We start from the raw sequence: 21,412 nt of genomic DNA, 5'->3' as shown, positions 1-21,412 counted from the left end.
AAATCATTTATTTTCTTGCGGTTTGTGTTGATGTCCTTTTTTTCTGAGTTCAATTAATTCAGGATTATATTTAAAACCATAGTTAAGAAGCTCTCTTGTTGGCATTGTTTTTATTTCTTCTTTTCCTAATTGTAAAAAAAGTTTATCTCTTAAAGTTTGAATTTCTGTTTTTACTTTTGGGTCATTATTCAAAAACAATTCCTGAAGTCTATAAGGCATTTTTACATTTAGTTTTTTGGCTAATGCTAAAACCTCATTTTCGCTCATCCAAGTATGATAACCAAATCTTACCCATTTATAATCGATTTTAAGTCCAGCGATTCTCGAAGCGTCTGAATCTTTAAGTTCAGCCATTAAAACTACATACAAAGAATCGCTGTATTTTTTTATTCTTTCTGGATAAATTTTGTAATCACTAATTGCTTTGTCAAAATCCTCTTTAGATATTTTAATTTTAAAATTTTCATCAAGATATTTATACTTATAGCTTAAAAAATCAATCTTTTTTAATGAATCGATTTTAGCGTCTCTTTTGAGCATCATCTCTTTAGTAATTTCTTGTGCAAACATCGAATTGAAAACTAAAAAAAGAATAATGATAATGTTTAATGATTTCATAAAAGCTTGTTTTAAAATTAATTACTTCGGCATTTCTGGAATTATGATTCTTCTTGTTGGTGTGCTTAATGTTTCAATAAAGGCTAATAAATCACTGATTTCTTCTTTGCTTAAATCTAATTTTCTCAACATTGGATCTGATTTTGGAATTAGAGAATCTCTTGCTGTTCCTAAGTATTTCTTTTGAACTGGCGATGGATTTCCTAAATTGTATAATTCAACAACATCCAATAAACTCGGAAAATGTCCGTGATGCATCCAAGGTTTTGTATTTACGACTTCGCGAAGTGTTGGCGTTCTGAATTTGCCAATATCTTTCACATCTTTAGTAACATTATAACGTCCGAAATCTTCATTTTTAGTTCCGAATAAAGTTTGTCCGTCATTATGAAACTGATTGTCGCTGAAATAAGGCGTATTATGGCAATTAATGCATTGCGCTTTTGTTCTAAACAAATGCATTCCTTTTACTTGCTGATCGGTATAGATATCTGATTTTCCGCTTACAAACTGATCAAATTTACTTTTTGGACTGTTAATTGATCTTTCGAAAGTTGCAATGGCATATTGAATGCGTTCTAAAGTCACTTTTTTATCTCCAAAAGCAGCTGAAAACAACGAATTATAGCCTTTAATTTTAGCGATTTTATCAACAGCAATCGTCAGTTTTTCATTCATTTCTAAAGGATCTTGAACAGGAAATTGCGCTTGATCTTCTAAACTTGAAGCACGCCCGTCCCAAAATAGGGAAGTGGCATATGCTGAATTTAAAATCGTCATCGAATTTCGTTTTCCAGTTTGACGATCGTGTCCAAAAGAACGCGTTAAATTGTCTGTCCAACCCAATTCCGGATTATGGCAAGAAGCACACGCAATTTGTCCGCTTCGAGATAATCTCGGATCAAAAAACAAAATTTTACCCAAACTTTCTTTTTCCTTAGAATACGGATTATAAGCAGGATAAGGAACAGCAGGAAGCACACCAATATCCTGAAACTTAGATTTATCAACGTTTTGATGTAATTCAGCAGCAGGCCATTTCGAAGAATCCCCGCTGGAATACAGTTTTCGCAATTCCTGAATATCAATATAATCAGGATTTTCCACGCTTTTATAAGCCGTCAAGCAAAGCAGGAAAATAAGTGGAACGATTAGTTTTTTCAATTCTTTGTGTTTTTTGTGTTTTTTTTTTGATTTGTTTTTTTTTGTTTCAAGTTTCAGGTTTCACGTTCTGCAGCAACCTGAAACTTGAAACTTGAAACCTGAAACCTTTTTTTCACGCCAAAAGCTTTGTCAAAGTTTTAAACTTTGACAAAGCTCAAGAGGCATATCAATTATCAATTATCAATTATCAATTATCAATTATCAATTATCAATTATCAATTATCAATTATCAATTACAAAGTAACTTCTTTAGGACATGAAATGCTTAAAGGTGTTGGCTTTGTGTACACTCTGTTGTTGTACATTCTGTATTGTGTTGAAACTGTTCCTCCAAACAGTTTGTCGTTTGTTAATTTTAATTCGAATGAAATCTCATATAAACCATTGCTGATTTCTTTATAAGTTCCTTCTCCCGAAATAGCAATAACATGCGTATTTGTTGCGCTAGATCCAATTGTAATATCTTGTGGAATTACGAGAACTGTTCCTTGTGTTTTGCTGTTTCCATTGGCTGGGAAAAATTCCAAAGCTGAGGTAATATTAAATCCAGGCGAAATTGCAGCTGAGTTACTTTCGTTAGAAAACCATCTTTTTAAACCGAAAGAATTCACAGTGTTCGTTCCGCTGGCAACGTTAAATCCGATTTTAAAAGCGTCATAGTAAACATCATCATTCGGGTTTGCGGTTCCTTTATCGCTGTAAAGAATCGCATTTTCGTTATCTTTTGTCACCACAACTGGGAAAGTTAAAGCATTGAAAGTCTGCCATGAACAATTGCCATTTACACTAAACCAATGTTCTCCATAAGTCAGATAAAATGCATTTGTAGGATCTGTGAATTTTGATGCTGGATATGCCTGAATATCTCTTGGAGATTTAATTGGTTTTACAACAGTCAAAGCGATACTTCCTGTTGCATTGTAATTTGGAATATTGACTAGAGTTATTTTAGATTCGTAACGCGCATCGTCATTTTGAATATCTTCTAAAAGAGTCAAATGGTACGTAATAGAACTTCTGTTATCGCCAAAATCATCATGTGTTAACGAATATTCAAAACCATTTTGGAATTTAAAAATAGAAGCATTTTCTATTTCAGAAGGGAAAAATCCGTTAGGAAAATTTACTTTAAAATCAACTGTTTCTCCGACTTCTCCTTTCACAATAAGCTGATTTACTGGAAAAGTATAATTGGTTGTAATGGCAGCTAAATCAATTTTGAAAGTATCGTTTGGATATTCTGTGTTTAAATTTCCAATGTGAATTTCAGGATCAGAAACAGTTTCTAGTTTTAAAGTAATACTTTGATTAGCAGTCCATCTTTTGTCAAAAGAAACCGCAATAGTATCTGTTAATTTATTTCCCTGAAAAGTTAATTGATTTACAGGATTTACCGTAAAGCTCTCATTGTCATTTGTTGACGAAACTGCACTAAAATTGGCTGTTACGCTACTTTTTAAATTTTGAGCAGTCAAAGCAACCGGTACTTTCAACGTTTTTACCGAAGTATTAACGTAAGTAGATTGAGGCACTAAACTTCCATTTACAATAGGATATTCTACTGGTGTATTATCACTTTTTACCAAGAAATTGAATCTAATAAACGGATCAATTTCAGAACCTAATTTATAGTCGTCTTTTGAACAAGAAGCAAAAACTGCTACTATAAACAATATGCTAAATATCTTAATACGATTCATTTTGTTGTAAGTTAGGGTTAAGATTAGTGTTATAGGTTGGTATCGGAAGAACAAATTTTAGAGAAGGATAAGTCATGCTGCAGTTTGTTGAAATACAACCGTCATTTCTAGAAATATTTTTATGATTACGTACCAAATCAAAAAATAAATGACCTTCAAAACAAAGTTCTTTTCTTCTTTCTAAAAGAATATTCTCTTTTAGATTTGTTGTATTGGTTAATAAAGTAGCATTTGAACGACCGCGAATAATATTAATATCAGCCATAGCAGCATCGGCTCTGTTGGTTTCTAAAGCTGCTTCAGCACGAATTAGATACATTTCGCTTAACCTGAAAGCTACATAACCAGCATTATTTTGATATTTTCTCGTGAAATTATAATTTACACTTGTAAGTACACCATTTACTAAAGTCTGTAAAGGTTGTGTAAGAAATAATTGTTTTCTTAAATCGCTGTTTTCGTATAAGTTAACCAAATCATTTGAGGCAACATATCGCTGATAACTTGTCGCTGTTGTATAACCAAATACTTGTGACATAGACGAAGTGACAACATCTTCAGAATCTCTTCTATTGGCAAATTCTAGTAAAATTTCAGATATTGGAATATCAGGCTGAGCCCATTGTGCAACATAATCTGCTGAGCCCGATAATGTAACTCCTGAATTTGTAATGACATCATTGGCAGTTGTATACGCATTATTCCAATCTCCTTTTTGCAAATATACTCTAGCCAATAATGCTTTCGTATTATTTAGGTTAAATAGAGAATAGCTCTGTCCAGGAAGCGATGAAGAAGATGAATAGTTACCAATTGCTGTTACTAAATCATTTACAATAAAAGTATAAGTTTCGGCAGCGGTTTTTCTGGCTGGATATTGTATTCCAGCTTTAATAGATTGTGAATTGCAAACAATTCCTAAGTGAGAAGCATCCGCAGTGTATTTATAATCTTGGCTATATACAAGAGATAACAAAAAGTGCGCATAAGCTCTAATCGTTAAAGTCTCTGCTTTTATCTGATTTTTTTCTGCTTCAGTGGCATCAGTTAGGGCAGGAGTATATTCTAAAATTAAATTCGCCTGATTTATAATATCATAACTTCCATCATAAAAAGATTTAAAATCACTTGTCAGCGCTTGATCTTCGAATGAATATACATTCTGTACATTTAATGTTGGCGAAATCTGTCCTCTACTATTTCCAGATGATACGGGCGCAAATTTTATGTTTCCTCCTTGAAGATCAGCATATACGGCGTAACGTTCTCCGCGCAAGTTAGCTTCAAGTTCGTTGTAAAGTCCGGCCAATGCTTGCAAAACACCTTTTTTGTTTTGCAAAAGTTCGTCTATCGAAGTTTGTGTTCCAGGTTCCTGCTCTAAAAAGTCACTACAGCTTTGCAGCGAGAAAATCAGGAAAAATATAAATAGATATTTTGAATATTTCATGTTCTTAAAATTTAGCATTAACTCCCAGCGAGATTGTTCTTGCCTGAGGATAAGTAAAACTGTATTCTCTTACTCCGTTCATTCCCTTTGGACTTTTCTCTTTGTACCAATAAGCGACATTTGTCGCATCTGCAAAAACAGAAAGATTGTCTAAGAAGGTGTTTTTTAACGGTACATTGTAACTTAAATTAATATTGCTGATTCTGATATAAGTTGCATCATATACATATTTACTTAAGTTAGAAAGTTGCGGAGAAGAAGTTACAGCAGATTGAGATACAATATCTCCAGGATTTCTCCAATGGTCGTATGCGTTTACAGATAGGTTTCTGTTAAATGTATTTGAGTATTTATCAACCAAAATATCAGATACTAAGAAATTACCTCCAATTTGATAATCACCTCTAATAGATAAAGTTAAGTTATTGAAAAAGGTAAAACTGTTATTAAAACCTCCGTACGCATCTGCTTGTCTATCTCCAATTGGTTCCCAATCTGCAATAGAGTACAATTCGCCGTAGGTTTTGGCATCGTAAATTTTACCATTTTTTTCAATTAGATCTCGACCTGTTGCAGGATCAACACCAACCCATTTAATTCCCCAAATAGTACTCGTGCTGTAACCGATTTTTTGTGCTAAAGCTAAATTGGCTAAAGAATAATCGCTTCCTAAACCTTTAAGATCAGTTACTTTACTGTCAACTGTAGAAATGTTAAATGCTGTTGTCCATTTAAATGCATTACTTTTGATCCATTTAATTCTAGTAGTCAATTCAAAACCTTTATTGTACATGCTTGCTGCATTCAGCTGTATAGAGCTATAACCAGTTTCAGTTGGAATATCTCTTGTCGTAATCAAATCTGTTTTGTTGTCGTAATAATATTCGACAGTTAATTCAATTCTGTTGAAGACATTAAAATCAAAACCAGCATTGAATTTGGTGTTTTTCTCCCAACTTAAATTACCGTTTGGCGCATCGCCTGTAGTTGCTCCAATGGAACCGTTGTAACTGTTTTGCGAAACATTATACAAACCTTTAGAACGGTAAGAACCAATTCTAGAGTTTCCAGTTGTACCGTAACTTGCTTTTAATTTTAAGAAATCAATCCAAGAAGAAGAATTAAGAAAGTTTTCGTTGCTGATAATCCATCCGGCACCAACACCTCCATTATTAGCCACATTAGTATCATCTCCAAAAACAGAACTTTCATCGCGGCGGTAATTAGCTAATAAGAAATAACGTTTTTTGTAGTTATAATTTACTTGAGAGAATAAAGAAACTCTAGAATTATAACTGATTTCACTTCTATAAGATTGTCCAGCAGTAGATTCATCTACATTTGGTGTTGCAGGATTGTCATCTCGTAAAGCATCCGTAATTTTATTGAGTACGCCTGGATTTACGTATCCAACTCCAGAAGAGTAATGAAAATTGGTTTTATCTTCACTCAATTCGAAACCAACAACACCATCAATAGCATGATTTTCAGTAATATCTTTATTAAATAAAGCTTGTCCTTGCCAATTCCATTTTGTAGAATTTCTTTCGTTTAATAATCTACGTCCCCAAGCAGGATATAAAATTCCTCCAAGTGTAAAAGATCCATTAAACTGACCGCTTTCATTTGCTCCAGAGAAATAACGATCTTGATCTTTATCGTTATAATCCATACCAAAAAGAGTTGCAAATCTGATATTATTATTCAGTTTATAAGATAAATTAATGCTTCCTAAAATACCAAGCGACTGCGTTTCATTTTTATTTTGTTGAATTGCCGCCAAAGGATTTCCTGCCGTTGCACCGCTTACTCCTAGATTTGAAAATGAACCGTCTGCATTGTATGGAGAAAGCGTTGGAAGATAGGCATAACCATAAAAAATGTTTGGAGTATCTTTTTGTACAAAACTCGGATTCAACATCAAATTAACATCCCATTTGCCAGAACTATAACCTAAATTAATTCCAGCATTTAGCTGTTTTGTGTCGTTACCCATTTGAGGTTCATCAATTTTGGTATAGCTAACATTTGTTCGATATGAAAATTTTGATGTAGCACCAGAAACATTAAAATTATATTTATTGTAAACACCAGCGTTGTTTAACAAATCAAACCAATCGGTATTAATTCCATTATAAGTAATTGGAACGTAGTTTGTTGTAGTGTTTTTTAAATATTGGTTCCTTATTTCGGTGTATTGCTCGCCATTTAAATATTTAATTTGATTAATTGCAGAAGAAACCCCTAGCTGATTAGAAAAACCAAACTGAGTTTTTCCTTTTCTTCCTTTTTTAGTGGTAATCAAAATAACACCATTTGCACCATCGGCACCATAAATACCTACGGCAGCTGCATCTTTTAAAACAGAAATAGTTTCGATATTTTCTGGAGCAATTTTCATTAAAGGATTAGTAAGATTTTCAGCGTAGATTCCAGCTCCGTCAAAATCACCTCCATCAATAGCATATTCTTCGCCCATTACAACACCGTCCACAATAATTAAAGGCTGTGAAGAAGTTCCAGTAATAGCGCCAGTTAAAGAAGTTAATGTTCCTTTTCCACGAATATTAATCTTAACAGGACCACCAACACCAGAAGTGTTTTCTACCATAACTCCGGCAATTTGTCCTGTAATCATTTTATCAAAACTTTCTGAAGCTTGTTCTACGGCAATGTCTTTTGCGTTTAAAGTCGAAATACTTCCAACAATTTCTTCCTTTAATTTTGTTGTACCGTAAGAAGAAGTAATTACAACTGGATTTAGCTCATCTGCAGCTTCTTGAAGATAAAAAACAAAATCTTTCTTATTATCTGCCTTTTGCGATTGGCTTTCCATTCCTAAAAATCCAACTTCAAGTACAAGATTCGGAATATTATTTCCTTTTAACTCATAAACAAATTTTCCGTTAAAATCGGTTATAGCGCCCATTCCAGTTCCTTGAATACGGATTGTCGCTCCAGGAAGCGGTTGTCTGTCTTTAGCGCTGTAAACGGTTCCTTTTATAATTCGTTCCGTTTCCTGAACATCCGAATTGGATTTATCAACAGGAGTTGCATCTGTCAATAAAACCTGTTTTTTCTGAATATAATAAGAGATATTCGTGCCTTTTAATAACTTTTTTAAAGTCGTTTCCAAAGAAGCATTATCTACATCAATGTCCACCAACTGTTCTGCATCTATTTTTTTTGCATTATAAATAATTCTAAAATCAGATTGTGCTTCAATAGATTTGATAATTTGGCTTATAGGTTTGTTTTTTACATGTAATGTAATGGGTTTGTTCTGCGCAAAACCTTTAAAACTGGATATAAGGAGGGCTAAGAAAAACAGAATTTTTCTTAAGTTATTGGGTATCATTAAAGTCATGTTTTATTTAGTTATGGAAAATAGGTGTAATGGTAATTGTTTTTTGTTCGATAGAATAATTAAAAGGCGTGTCACGTTTTAGAAGATCTAAAATATTCTCGACACTAGACTCACTGATTTTAATTGAGCCGGTAAAATTCTGTTTGGCCAAAACAGCATTTTCGTTGATGATTTCAACGTCGTAGGTACGCTCAATTATTTTTGTAATCGTAGAAAATGGGGTATTGTTGAAAGCAAGTTCACCTTGTGTCCAAGCTTCATAAAAAGAAGCATCAACGTTTTTAGTTGTAATTTTCTTAGACTGATTCTGCCATACAGCCATTTGGGAAGGCTTTAGCAAAACAGTATTTAAAGGATTGTCTTTTTCAGACATTTTTATGCTTCCTTCAACCAAAACACTGCTCACAGTTTTGTCTTCAGGATAAGCGCTTACATTAAAACGAGTTCCAAGAACTTCAATTTCAGCTTGATCAGAATGTACAATAAACGGATGCTGTTTGTCTTTAGCAACTTCAAAAAATGCTTCACCGGTTAAATAAACATTTCTTTTTCCGTTAATTCCAAATTGTTCCGGATAACGCAATGTAGTTCCAGAATTTAAACTTACAAGGGTACCGTCTGAAAGTTTAAGTTTGAATGTTTTTCCGTAAGGAACTTTTAGCGTATGATATAAAACTTCTTTGTCGAGAACTTTTCCAAAATACATAATTTGATCAGGAAATTTTCTAGCAACCAATTCGCCTTTGTCATTAACCAAAGCGTTCAGATTTTTTTCAGAAAAATATTCTAAACGTCCATCGCCTAATTCAAGAACAATTTCTTTAGAATCATTTGTTCTTTCATTAAAATAAAAAGCAAGCCTAGCTAAACCAATACATACCACAAGAATGGCCGCGTATTTAAAATACTTTCTAATGTTATTTTTTGGTTTTAAAGTAACAACAGGAACTTCACGTGAAATAGTTCCAGTAAGCGCTGTTAAAGCCCAAGTCTTTTTTAAAGTTATAAATTGCTTTTTGTTTTCTTCTGAAGCATTAATCCACTCAAAAAGCTGTTCAACTTCTTGTTCTGATGCTTCATTAGATAAGTATTTATAAATTAGTTCCGATGTCATAAATGCGTTTTTAAACTTCTCGCTATAGTTAGTACACTTCAGAATTAAAATACCCTACCTTTTATTTTTAATTATTACAAATAAGGATAAAAATTAAGAATAAATAATCGGATAATTTGGTCTTTAAAATCTTCAAAGCCTTTGTCATGTGGGCTTCTACGGCTTTTAAAGTGACATCCATTTCTTCTGCGATTTCTGAATTTTTTTTATTCTCAAAACGTTTTTTTATAAAAACTTCGCGAGTTTTTGGAGGCAAATCACTTATTGATTCCTGAATAATGCGTTCTAATTCTGTTAATTCTAAAGTGTCAAATTGAACTGAATTTAAAACTTCAATATTCAGTTCTCTTTCTTGGTGGTTAAGGAGGTCATTCTTGAATTTATCTTTCACTTTATTGTGACGAATTAAATTCAAGCATTTTGATTTGGCATAAGTGTATAAGAAAGCCTGAATTCCGTTTATGGATTCTACACTTTCTTTATTTTGCCAAAGATATAGTAAAGCTTCTTGAGCAAGATTTTCAGCCTCATCTTGATCGTAAATAAACTGAACGCTGAAAGATTGAATTCTTCTAAAATATTTATCGTAGAAAAAGGTATACGCAGCTTCATCTCCATCTTTAAAGGAACGGAAAAGTTCTAATTCGAAACTGGTATTGTTGTTCATCAAACAGAATTTATTTTGGATAAGCAATATTAAGTAAATTTTAAAAAATACTCGATTTTGCTTAGAAAGCGGCAAATATAAAAGTTTATTTATATTAATTCTAAATAAAATAAAATTATTGAATGTTTGAAGAAATTTTATTCAGAATACCTTTAGAAACAATGACTAGTTTGCGATTTTTTAACGCAAAGGGCGCAAGGTTTTTTGATATACTGGGCTTTATAAAAACGCAAAAGTTCGCAAAGCTTTGTGTCAAAACTTTGCGAACTCTCATAAAAGGTTTATTCTCAAAGCTTAAAAAAACTTTGCGTCCTTTGCGTAAACCTTTGCGCTCTTTGCGGTAAAAAATTAAATAGCTTTACGATTAAAATTCCTCCATCCAAAACCAATCAGTAATAAAATGAAAAGCACTAAAGGCAAAAAAGCTTTTGCTAAACTATTTTCTGAGGAATCTCTAAAAGTTTCAACTTTAAACTTTTCCCAATTTTGTTGATCTACAGGAGCATTATCAAATATTTTAGGATAAAAATGCAAACGTAATTTTTCGTGAAATTTTGTGGTTTCTTTTAAAAACAAAAGCTGATTTCCTAAATCTGAATGCGCAATTTCGTTCAATTGCAATTGCGTATGAAGCGTTGGTATAAACTGTGTTATTCTTTGACTGGCAAGGTTTCGCTGCTGTAATTTCGATTCTAATTCTCTTGAAAGAACTGCCGATTCATCGTCTCCCATTTGCTGCATTGCATAATACCAAAGCCAAGTAAATTCAGCTTTTTCATCCAGTTTGTATGTTCTAAATTGCGGATAATGCTTATAGAATTTCTCCATCGTTTCGTTTTTATCTGTGTCCCATTTTTCATGATACGCATTTCGCTGTTTTATAGTCAGTTCTAAGGCTTCTGGAACTTTATATTGATTGACAACATAAGCGTTAATTGCAGCTGGAAGAATAATAATTAGAAATAGCCAAATCGTTAGCAGAATAACAGCATTGAAATTGGAATGTTTTTGTAATGAAACGAAAAAGAAACAGATAGCAAACCAAAATAAAATATACAAGATACTAAGTCCATAGAAAAGAAAAAAGGATTCATCTAACGGAATATTTAAGAATAAAACGGCAGAAAAAAGTAAAATTGTAAGCAAAACAATTAAACTCAGAATCCTAACATAAAATAACTGTAGAATATATTTTAAAGTATTTTGACTTTGTGTTGCAACGATTTTCCATGTGCCACTTTCTTTTTCTTCAGAAATTAAATTGTATGAAAAAGCAATAATCAAGAGAGGAAAAAGATAAATCAGTACAAAACTAAAGTCGATATTTCCGGCTAGAAGATTGTTTTGGTTATTGAGTTCCGAATCGTATTTCTGCCCTTCCAAACTACGAATCGTAACACTTTGAATAGATGGATTTACATCGCGTTGCCCAATCGCTAAACTGTTTATTGGCAATGTATTATTAACCAAAGAAAACTTGATGTAGTATAATAAAAGCCCGATTTCGTCTTTATGAAAAGCAGCATTTCTGGCAATATGTTCTTTCTGATAAACTGCTGTTTCCTGAATAGAATTTTGCTGTTTATCCTTAAACTGTTTTCCAATTAAAAGACTAATAAAGCCGATACACAACAAGAAAAGCAATCCAATTTTGGTTCCTTTTGATCGAATGAAATTTTTGAATAATAATGATAACATATTAAATGGCTTTAAGTTTTTTGGACGCAATTCTAATGAGAATAAAAAGCATTGAAATCCAGAGAATAATAGAAATAATAGAAATGATTTCGTTTTTAAGAACTGTACCAATTGGTTTTGGTTCATAATGAAAATCTTCCACATCTGCCCAATGTTCTTTTCCTATAATTTTTGGCTTATCAGATTTTGTATTGCTAATGTATTTTATCTGTAAAGCATTCATTTTCTGAGCCATTTTATAGCGATAATCTTCAGCTTGTTTCTGAAAATCAACATAAGATTCATAATCCGTATTTGACAATCCCATCGAAAGATTTTTAATCGCGATATATGGGTTTAGGAAAGAAACTGTTTTAGAAAAACTATTCTGTTTTTTGTAAATCTGAAGCAATTCTGCCAAATGTTCATTATAGATTCTAGAACTAATTTTTTCGCCTTCGGTCATAATAAAGCCAGAATAATTAAAAGGAAGTTTCTGTACAGAATCTACTTTATACGCTCTTAAAAGCGAATCTTTTATCGCTTTATAATGCGGATCATTTGGATTATGACTGTCACCTTGCTTTAAAATATCTTTTTCAATATCGCTGTTAAACTGAATTTTAGAAGGCGCTTCATAAATATAAGCTCCAATTGCCTGAGTTGTTCTAGGTAAAATAATCGTAAAAAGAAGCCAAATCCCTATAAGTGTTATTAATGCTTTTTTAGAAGTTTTACTTACTGCAGAAATTAAAACGGCAATCACACAGAAAAATAGGAGGTAAGCTAAATGAAAAAGTATAAATAAAATCATTTTTACAGTTTCGTCTGCTGTAATAGTAAAGTCTTGCAGAAAAAGCCAGACTAAAACCAAAACAATAATGGTCGGAATAAATAACAGCATAATGACGCTCGCAATGCCAAATATTTTCCCAAACAAAAGCTGTTTCCAATTGATTCCTTGCGTCAAAAGGATTTTTAAAGTTCCATTTTCGCGTTCGTAAGCAATGGAATTAAAACCTATAAAGAAAATTAAAAGAGGAAGTAAAACCTGCAAAACCATTGCAATACTGATTTCTCCAAATCGAAGCATACTATTAGAAAAACCTGCTTCAGAAAAATTGGCTGTGTTTTGTTTGTGCGCTTCGAGGAAAATCGCATTTCCAAAAAAAGGCTCCATTCCGAATTCAAAAACACTCAACGGCGTACTTTTTCTGAAAGCAAAATTACCGTAATGTGCCATTCTATGCGGATTCTTATCTGGATTCTTTAACCAATCTTCTCTCGATTCATGCTGATATTTTTCGCTAGTTTCATTTTGAGTTCTATAATTCTGCCAGCCCGAAAATGTGGCATACAAAAGCAAAATTCCAATAAAGAACGAAATGAAATATAAAGCTGAATTTTTAAAGACAGATTGTCTTAAATGTTTGGCTATTAAAAGTTCTGATTTTAATATTTTCATATAAATTAAAATTTATAAGTTACTGTTAAGCTTGCATTTCTAGGACTTCCCGGAAATAATCTCAAATAATTCTGAGCGCCCAACCAATAGGTTTTATTAAGCAGGTTTCCTGCGTTTAGAGCAACTTGCATATTTCCTTTGTTAGGTTTGTAATAAATTGCTGCATCAAAAATGGTAAAATCAGGAAGTGTAAAATCTCTTGTAAACCAAGGCACTTTACTACTTTGATATTGCATTCCGAATCCAATCCCGAAATCATCTAAAACAGAATCTGAAGTAAAGTTGTAGCGTGTCCATAAATTAGCGCTGTTTTTTGGCGTATTCTGTTTTCTTTGGCCAATTAAGGCAGCATTGGCATCATTAGTAATTTCAGCATCGATATAGCTATAAGAAGCGTTAATTTGCCAGTCTGGTGTAATATAACCTGCCAAGTCACACTCAAAACCACGGCTTCTTTCAGAACCTCTTGTAACTAGCAAATCTGGATTTACGGGATCATTGGCATTCATCAAAATGTTTCGCTGATTGATTTCATAAATCGCCGCATTAAAACTTACGCTGTTATTGAAGAAAACAGCTTTCATTCCAAACTCTTTTAAATCACTTTCTAAAGGTTTAAAAAGACTTCCCGCTAGTAAACTTCCTGTCTGCGGCATCAAAGTCGTTGTGTTCGATTGTGGTTGATAACCTTCCAAATAAGTCGTATAAACATTTATCGCACTATTAACGGCATAAGTAATTCCGATTCTAGGCAACAAAGCCGATTTTTTGACTGTTAATTCGTTATTCGATTTGTAATTGGTAATATCTTCAAACCATTCATTTCTCAATCCCAATAAAAAAGTAAATTTTTCCCATTGAATTTGATCTTGAATATAAAACGCATTTGTTGTCGTAAGTGCTGAAGGAAGCGCTGTACGCACATTCATTACATAATCTTCCGTATTTCTTAAAGCATACGAAGGATTGTTTAAATCGAAGAAATTAACATTAGGTTTTGGCAATACAACTCCATTTATGGTAACGGTTTGATAGTTTGATGCATTAGCAGGAACAAAAGAATTGGCAACCGTTCCATCTTTTAAAAGAAAGCCTCTCGCCGCATTTTGACCGCCGCCGATATTTTTGTTCCAACTGCTTAAATCGTAACCTGTTAATAGTTTATGATTTAATTTTCCTGTTTTAATAGCAAAATTGAAATAAGCACTTAAGTTATCAACATCCCAATATTGCTGGCGCTGTACAAATTGCATCATCGCTAAACTTGTTACAGGTTGGTTGTTCATATCTACAGCAAAAGCGTTGGTTGTGCGATGTTCCTGAAGATTTTCTGTCCAAGTTTGTTTCATGTAAGAAAGATTAAAACCAACTTTTGAAGTGAATTTATGAGCCAGGTTGGTCATTAAAATCATTTCTTTCGACTTAAAATAATCTCCCGAAGCGCCTAAATTGAGACTGATTGGTGTTTTGTTTAAATCGGTTTTGCCTGCAACGGCACCAAAAATAGGCTGTCCGCGATCGAGAACTCCTGTCATATCGCTTAAAATCAATTCGGTATTGATGGCCGTTTTTTCATTCGGAATGTAGCTGAACGAAGGAGAAATCAAAAATGATTTGTTGTTAACCAAATCTCGATACGATTTTGCTTCCTGATAAGCGCCATTTACACGATACAAAAGCGTTTTAGAATCGTTTAAAGGACCAGTAAAGTCTAATGTCCCACGAAGCGTACTAAAACTCCCAACGGTTAAGCTAACTTCTTTTCTGTCAATTGCCAACGGTTTTTTCGTTACCATATTGATGCTTCCTCCAGGATCAACAGAAGAAAATGTTGCGCTAGACGGACCTTTAATTACTTCAACCCGTTCAATATTACTCGTTAAAGGCTGTAGAAAATAGTATTGTCTCGTACGCATTCCGTTAATAATCTGACCTTCTTCGTTCTGACTAATACCACGAATGGTGTATTGGTTGTAATAACTCGCCGGAATAACACCGCTTGCCATTTTTACAACATCCGCAAGATAAATAGCCCCTTTATCGGCAATTAATTCTTTTGTTATGCTCGAAATAGACTGCGGAATATCTTTGTTTAAAGAAGCGGTTTTAGTAGCAGAAAAAGAATAGTCGCTGTTGTACTTTCGCGTTGAGCGCCCAACGATTTCTACCGTCTGAAGTTCATTTCGTTTTAGAGAATCTTTTCTTATGCTATCTTTTATTTTTGGATTGTTCTGTGCATTTAAACTATAAAAACTGCTCGCTATGAAAATTATAAAAAGTTGTTGTTTCATTTTTAGATTACACTGTTTTTAAATACAAATTTTCTAGTTCATTGGCAGTAATTTTCTCTGCTTCAATCACGGTAACCAAGTTTCCTTGTTTCATAATGCCAATATGAGTGGCAACTTCGCGAGCTCTAAAAATATCGTGAGTAGCCATTAAAATTGCAGTTCCATCTGCAGAGAGTTCTTTTAGAATCTGGGAAAATTCATTAGAAGCTTTAGGATCTAATCCGCTTGTTGGTTCGTCTAGCAAAAGGACTTTTGCTTTTTTAGCAACTGCAATTGCAATTCCTACCTTTTGACGCATTCCTTTAGAATATCCTCCAAGATTCTGGTCATGTGCTTTGGCTTGTAATCCTGCTTTATTTAAAAAGTAAATTAATTCTCCTTTTGAATATTTGAAACCGGCCAAAGAAGAGAAAAATTGAAGGTTTTCTAATCCAGTTAAGTTTGGGTAAAGCATTACTGTTTCTGGAATGTAAGCAACAAATTCTTTTGTTGTTTTTGCATTTAAAGTAACAGGTATATCGTTAATGGTTAAAGTTCCTTCTGTTGGTTCAATAAAACCTAGAAACAGGTTGATTGTGGTTGTTTTTCCTGCACCGTTTTGACCTAGAAGCGCAAATATTTCGCCTTCTTTAATAGTTAAGTTTAAAGCGTTTAAAGCAATATTATCACCATATTTCATGGTCAGATTTTCAGCTGTAAGCATAGTTCTCTTTTATTTGGATTTTGATTTTACGAATGACAAAGTCAATTCTAGGCAAACTTTTACAAGTTGCCATGAATGATTTAAATGAAATGAATTATGAAAGTTTACAGCAATTTATCTGCGAATGCATTATCAAAACAGAAAAGAAAAATGATTGATTTATAGTTTTATAAAACAAAAGATATCTTTTCGCTGTGAAGCAAAGAATGTGATAAATAAAAGTAAACTAAAATAGAGCAGGAGGTGCTCGTAAAGCAAATAGACTGCCTTTGAAGAAAGTTGAAACCGATTTAGCATAAATAAATACAGCTCTTGTCTCGGTTTGTATTTTTTGAAAAATTACAAAATCAAAAGAATTTGGTAAAAAAGTGCTAAATGCAAAATGACAAATAGGACATTTTGTATCTACTTCATGACTGTGTGTTATTTCCTTTTGATTGGCACTGGTATGATGCTCACAATGTTTTTCTGTAAGCTGTTTAAAAACATGTTCATAGGAATGTATAGTCTGAAATAGCATTGCAGACAATACTATAATAGACATCAGGAAATTGATAACTAAAAATCTCTTTTTCATTCCAAATAAACAGCTGGTTTTTTAGCGGTATTAAAAACGCAACAGTGTTGCAAATATAGATATCTCATTTTGAAATACTGCAAAATCAACTTTGTTTTTTTGAAAAGTTTATTCGTAAACCCTTATTTCATACCCGTTTTACAGGTTACTGTATAATAATTGTAAAGTATGAAAGTCAGAAGATCCTTCGAAATATTTATGCAAAACTTCCTGAAAAATGGGTTCGCTGTTTTGAACACTGGCAAATAAAGTCATACAAGATTTTAGATTTTCACTATCTTGATTTCCAAATATAGTACTTGCCGTTTCTTCTTTTTTAATTAATTCAGAAGTGATTTCAACCAGATGTTTTCCTAAGATTGGATGTTCTAAAAAAGCAATTGCTTCGTCGGCATTTTTTATTTCGTAAAATTTAGAAGTGTCGCTGGAACCCATTCCTTTTATTTGCGGAAATACGAACCACATCCAAGGAGATTCTTTTTTACCATTTTTAATTTCGTCCAGAGCAGTCAGATACAATTTGTTCTGCGCATCTAAAAAACGAAGCAGTTCATTGTTGTTGTAGGCCATTACTTACTGATATTTTTTGGGGCTATCAGGTTATAAATCTAATAAAAATATATTTACATGTATATTATCAAATTCTTTTTTTAGTGGTATTTTTTAACATTTTAAAAATAAAAAATTAGAAAAATAATTCTCAATATTTTAAACTTGCGAATTCTAATTAACAGAAAAATTAGTATTAATAAGTCAGTTTTTTGTTATAAAATGCAATTTTAACTCGGAATTCTGTTGTAATTTTCCTAGTTTTACTTAAATAGCAGTTTTAAAACTGTCAAAATAAATTAAAATTTGGATTGATATTTACCACTTAATAATATCAATTTTCTAACGAGCATTCCGCTCATTAAAAACAAAAACGCTTATGAAAATAGGATTAATCGGATTCGGAAAAACTGGAAAATCAGTAGCTTCAATATTATTAGAAAATAAAAAATTCTGCTTAGAATGGGTTTTAAGACAAAGTACCGTTTTAGAACACAGATCTGTTCCAGAATTTTTTGGAGTGCAGTCAGACGAACCCGGCTTAATCTATTCCAGTTCAAAAACTTCTATAGACGAATTATTAGAAAAACACCCTGTCGATGTTATTATTGATTTTTCTTCTAGTGACGGAATTTATACGTATGGAGAAGTGGCGGCAAAGAAAAACGTCAAAATAATTTCGGCTATTTCGCATTACAAAGACAAGGAATTGGAGTTTTTGAAGAAGCTGTCTAAGAAAACAACTGTATTTTGGTCACCTAATATTACTTTAGGAGTTAATTTTTTATTGTTTGCTTCTAAATTTTTAAAGAAAATTGCTCCTTGGGTGGATATTGAAGTTAACGAAGAACACTTCAAAACCAAACAAGGAACTTCTGGAACAGCGGTAAAAATTGCCGAAGCTTTGGATATTGATAAAGAAAATATTAATTCGGTTAGAGCGGGAGGAATTGTTGGGAAACACGAGGTTATTTTCGGATTCCCTTTTCAGACGGTACGCTTAATTCATGAATCGATTTCAAGAGAAGCATTTGGAAACGGAGTTATTTTTGTTGCCGAAAACCTTAAAGAGAAAGAAAAAGGATTATACAATTTTGAAGATATTCTAACGCCTTATTTTACGGTTTAGTTTTTTTGCCACGAAGGCGCTAAGGCACAATTATAATCTCGTAAAGACGCAGAGTCGCAAAGTTTTTCTTTTTAAGTTCTTATAAACTTTTAAAACTTTGCGACTCTGTCTTTGCGAGAAATTCTCTCCAATATTTATTATTTCCTAAAAGTCAAAGCTTTCATATATTCCAAATTCATTTTGGCAATAGAAAGTACAGAAATCCCCTGTGGGCATTCAATTTCACAGGCTCTTGTATCAGAGCAGTTACCAAAACCTTGAAGATCCATCTGTTTAACCATGTTTAGGGCACGTTTAGGTGCTTCTACTTTTCCTTGTGGCAGCAAAGCCAAATGCGTTATTTTGGCTCCTACAAACAAAGCAGCGCTGGCATTTTTGCAGGAAGCTACGCAGGCTCCACATCCAATACAGGCGGCGGCATCAAAAGCTTCTTCTGCGGTTTCATAAGAAATAGGAATGCTGTTGGCTTCAGGTGCTTGTCCCGTCGAAGCTCCGATAAAACCTCCGGATGCAATAATGGTATCAAAAGCTTTTCGGTTAATTTTTAAATCACGTAAAACAGGAAAAGCTTTGGCACGAAAAGGTTCAATATAAATCGTATCACCATCTTTAAAACTTCGCATATGAAGCTGACAGGTTGTGGTATTCCTTAAAGGGCCATGTGCTCTTCCGTTAATCATAACACCGCACTGTCCGCAAATTCCTTCCCGACAATCGTGATCGAATTCGATAACTCGTTCGCCTTGCTGAATTAGATTTTCGTTTAAAAGATCCAGCATCTCAAGAAAAGACATATGTTCTGAAACTCCATCAATTTCATAATCTGTCATTTCTCCTTTTGATGAAGCGTCAAACTGCCGCCAAATTTTTAGATAAAGTTTCATGGTAATTGTTAATTATGAATTGTTAATTGTGAAATGTGAAATGTGAAATGTGAGTTGTTAATGGTTGATAGTTTTTAATCACGTTTTACTACTCACATTTCACATTTTACCATTTATATTATTTATATTATTTATAGCTTCTTACGGCAAGTTCTACGGCTTCGAAGACTAAAGGTTCTTTGTGAAGTTCAGGTACATTGTTTTGTCCTTTCCATTCCCAAGCCGAGACATAGCAGAAATCTTCATCATTTCTCACCGCTTCTCCGTCTGGAGTTTGATATTCTTCTCTGAAATGTGCTCCGCAGGATTCTTCGCGTTGTAAGGCATCATAACACATTAATTCGGCTAGTTCTATGTAGTCGGCAATTCGGCCTGCTTTTTCTAGTTCACTGTTTAAAGTATTATCTCCTGTAATTCTCAAATCTTTTTCAAACGAAGCTTTCAATTCTCTGATTTCAATAATAGCTTCTTCAAGATTTTTTCTGCTTCTGGAAAGTCCGCATTTTTCGTACAGAAGACGACCGATTTTTTTATGAAAATAATCCGCAGAAAGTGTTCCGTTGGTATGTAAAAAACGATCCAATTGTCTTCGAACAGCATTTTCAGCTTCTTCAAAAGCAGGATGATCTATATCGAATTTTGTAGCATTTAATTCGCCTGCTAAGTAATTTGGAATGGTATAGGGCGCAATAAAATAGCCGTCAACACAAGCTTGAAGCAGTGAATTTGCACCAAGACGATTGGCGCCGTGATCGGCAAAATTGGCTTCGCCCAAAGCAAATAAGCCTGGAATTGTCGTCATTAATTCATAATCGACCCAAAGTCCGCCCATTGTAAAATGTGCAGAAGGCGAAATAAGCATGGGTTCTTGATAGGCGTTAATTCCTGTAATCTTTTCATACATGGAAAAAAGATTACTGTATTTAGCTTCAATTTTATCTTTTCCCTGCGCTTTTATAGCATCAGAAAAATCTAAATAAATAGCATTTTTCATTGGTCCAACACCATGTCCGGCATCGATTCTTTCTTTGGCTGCACGAGATGAAATATCTCTTGGAGCCAGATTTCCAAATGATGGATAACGACGTTCCAAGTAATAATCTCGTTCTTCTTCGGGAATCGAATTGGCATTTCTGTCATCATCTGCTCTTTTAGGAACCCAGATACGTCCGTCATTTCGAAGTGATTCCGACATTAAAGTCAACTTGGACTGATTTTCACCATGCTGCGGGAGTGAAGTAGGGTGAAACTGAATCCAGCTTACACCAGCCATATAAGCGCCTTTTTTGTGTGCTCTCCAAACGGCAGAACTGTTACAGCCCATTGCCAGAGTGGATAAATAATATACTTTTCCGTAACCGCCAGAAGCCAGTACAACGGCATCGGCTGTGTGACGTTCTAATTTTCCTGTTTCGAGATTTCGTGCAATTATACCTTTGGCTTTGCCATCAATAACAACTAATTCGAGCATTTCATGACGAGTATAAAGCGTCACTTTTCCTAAAGCAGCTTGTCTTTCCAGAGCTTGATAGGCTCCCAATAATAACTGTTGCCCTGTTTGTCCTCTTGCATAAAAAGTTCGGGAAACCTGAACGCCTCCAAATGATCTATTGTTTAAATAACCAGCGTATTCTCTTGCAAAAGGAACGCCTTGCGCAACGGCATGATCGATAAGATGAGCTGAACATTCGGCTAAACGATATACATTGGCTTCACGCGATCTGAAATCACCGCCTTTAATGGTATCATAAAACATTCGGAACGTGCTGTCACCATCATTTTTGTAGTTTTTTGCGGCATTTACACCGCCTTGCGCAGCGACAGAATGTGCTCGTCTAGGAGAGTCCTGAAAACAAAAAGACTTAATATTATAGCCTTGTTCAGCGAGGGATGCAGCGCATGAAGCACCTGCAAGTCCTGTACCAACGACTATAATATTAAGCTTTTTTCGATTTGCCGGATTTACCAGTTTAGCTTTCGCTTTGTAAGTACTCCATTTTTCGGAAAGAGGTCCTTCGGGTATTTTTGATTTCATCATTTTTATGGTTTTAAAATGAATT

Annotated in this window: 16 protein-coding genes; 2 read left to right on the top strand and 14 right to left on the bottom strand. The window is 33.6% G+C overall.

The window, feature by feature from the left end; all coding sequences use genetic code 11:
- Window positions 1-3: 3 nt before the first annotated feature.
- The 11 genes from HNP35_RS14165 to HNP35_RS14115 form a co-directional block, all read right to left on the bottom strand.
- A complete protein-coding gene (locus tag HNP35_RS14165; RefSeq protein ID WP_184163209.1) occupies window positions 4-618 on the bottom strand; it encodes a hypothetical protein in 615 nt (204 codons plus the stop codon).
- Between the two features lie 21 nt (window positions 619-639).
- On the bottom strand, window positions 640-1,782 hold the full coding sequence (locus tag HNP35_RS14160) for a cytochrome-c peroxidase (protein ID WP_221433458.1): 1,143 nt from the start codon (window positions 1,780-1,782) through the stop codon (window positions 640-642).
- Window positions 1,783-2,015: 233 nt separating this feature from the next.
- The gene (locus HNP35_RS14155) at window positions 2,016-3,482 is read right to left on the bottom strand and encodes a hypothetical protein (RefSeq protein ID WP_184163207.1); all 1,467 of its coding nucleotides are present in this window, start codon (window positions 3,480-3,482) and stop codon (window positions 2,016-2,018) included.
- On the bottom strand, window positions 3,469-4,929 hold the full coding sequence (locus HNP35_RS14150; protein ID WP_246453525.1) for a RagB/SusD family nutrient uptake outer membrane protein: 1,461 nt from the start codon (window positions 4,927-4,929) through the stop codon (window positions 3,469-3,471). The genes HNP35_RS14155 and HNP35_RS14150 overlap by 14 nt, the downstream gene beginning before the upstream one ends.
- Window positions 4,930-4,933: 4 nt before the next feature.
- On the bottom strand, window positions 4,934-8,287 hold the full coding sequence (locus tag HNP35_RS14145) for a SusC/RagA family TonB-linked outer membrane protein (RefSeq protein ID WP_246453523.1): 3,354 nt from the start codon (window positions 8,285-8,287) through the stop codon (window positions 4,934-4,936).
- A 16-nt stretch (window positions 8,288-8,303) separates the two neighbouring features.
- On the bottom strand, window positions 8,304-9,410 hold the full coding sequence (locus tag HNP35_RS14140; protein WP_184163201.1) for a FecR family protein: 1,107 nt from the start codon (window positions 9,408-9,410) through the stop codon (window positions 8,304-8,306).
- A 67-nt stretch (window positions 9,411-9,477) separates the two neighbouring features.
- Complete coding sequence (locus tag HNP35_RS14135; RefSeq protein ID WP_184163199.1) at window positions 9,478-10,077, bottom strand: RNA polymerase sigma-70 factor; 600 nt, start codon at window positions 10,075-10,077, stop codon at window positions 9,478-9,480.
- A 348-nt stretch (window positions 10,078-10,425) separates the two neighbouring features.
- Entirely contained in the window at window positions 10,426-11,775 is a 1,350-nt protein-coding gene (locus tag HNP35_RS14130) for a DUF3526 domain-containing protein (protein ID WP_184163197.1), read from the bottom strand.
- Window position 11,776: 1 nt separating this feature from the next.
- Complete coding sequence (locus HNP35_RS14125) at window positions 11,777-13,219, bottom strand: ABC transporter permease (RefSeq protein ID WP_184163196.1); 1,443 nt, start codon at window positions 13,217-13,219, stop codon at window positions 11,777-11,779.
- 5 nt (window positions 13,220-13,224) lie between these two features.
- Complete coding sequence (locus tag HNP35_RS14120; RefSeq protein WP_184163194.1) at window positions 13,225-15,510, bottom strand: TonB-dependent siderophore receptor; 2,286 nt, start codon at window positions 15,508-15,510, stop codon at window positions 13,225-13,227.
- A gap of 7 nt (window positions 15,511-15,517) precedes the next feature.
- The gene (locus tag HNP35_RS14115; RefSeq protein ID WP_184163192.1) at window positions 15,518-16,213 is read right to left on the bottom strand and encodes an ABC transporter ATP-binding protein; all 696 of its coding nucleotides are present in this window, start codon (window positions 16,211-16,213) and stop codon (window positions 15,518-15,520) included.
- Between the two features lie 32 nt (window positions 16,214-16,245).
- On the opposite strand from HNP35_RS14115, the gene HNP35_RS23915 reads away from it, so the two are divergent.
- The gene (locus tag HNP35_RS23915; RefSeq protein ID WP_260402247.1) at window positions 16,246-16,371 is read left to right on the top strand and encodes a hypothetical protein; all 126 of its coding nucleotides are present in this window, start codon (window positions 16,246-16,248) and stop codon (window positions 16,369-16,371) included.
- A gap of 557 nt (window positions 16,372-16,928) precedes the next feature.
- On the opposite strand, the gene HNP35_RS14110 is transcribed toward HNP35_RS23915, so the two are convergent.
- Complete coding sequence (locus HNP35_RS14110) at window positions 16,929-17,360, bottom strand: DUF1810 domain-containing protein (RefSeq protein ID WP_184163190.1); 432 nt, start codon at window positions 17,358-17,360, stop codon at window positions 16,929-16,931.
- Between the two features lie 358 nt (window positions 17,361-17,718).
- Here HNP35_RS14110 and HNP35_RS14105 point away from each other — a divergent pair, with 358 nt between their 5' ends.
- The gene (locus HNP35_RS14105) at window positions 17,719-18,468 is read left to right on the top strand and encodes a 4-hydroxy-tetrahydrodipicolinate reductase (protein WP_184163189.1); all 750 of its coding nucleotides are present in this window, start codon (window positions 17,719-17,721) and stop codon (window positions 18,466-18,468) included.
- A gap of 137 nt (window positions 18,469-18,605) precedes the next feature.
- Here HNP35_RS14105 and HNP35_RS14100 read toward each other — a convergent pair whose 3' ends face one another.
- Both HNP35_RS14100 and HNP35_RS14095 read right to left on the bottom strand, forming a co-directional pair.
- Entirely contained in the window at window positions 18,606-19,352 is a 747-nt protein-coding gene (locus HNP35_RS14100) for a succinate dehydrogenase/fumarate reductase iron-sulfur subunit (protein WP_184163187.1), read from the bottom strand.
- A 127-nt stretch (window positions 19,353-19,479) separates the two neighbouring features.
- Complete coding sequence (locus HNP35_RS14095) at window positions 19,480-21,390, bottom strand: fumarate reductase/succinate dehydrogenase flavoprotein subunit (protein WP_184163184.1); 1,911 nt, start codon at window positions 21,388-21,390, stop codon at window positions 19,480-19,482.
- Window positions 21,391-21,412: the final 22 nt, after the last annotated feature.

This window comes from Flavobacterium notoginsengisoli (genome assembly GCF_014207905.1).
In the GTDB taxonomy this organism is placed as follows: domain Bacteria; phylum Bacteroidota; class Bacteroidia; order Flavobacteriales; family Flavobacteriaceae; genus Flavobacterium; species Flavobacterium notoginsengisoli_A.
This window is presented reverse-complemented; position numbering and strand designations above follow the sequence as displayed.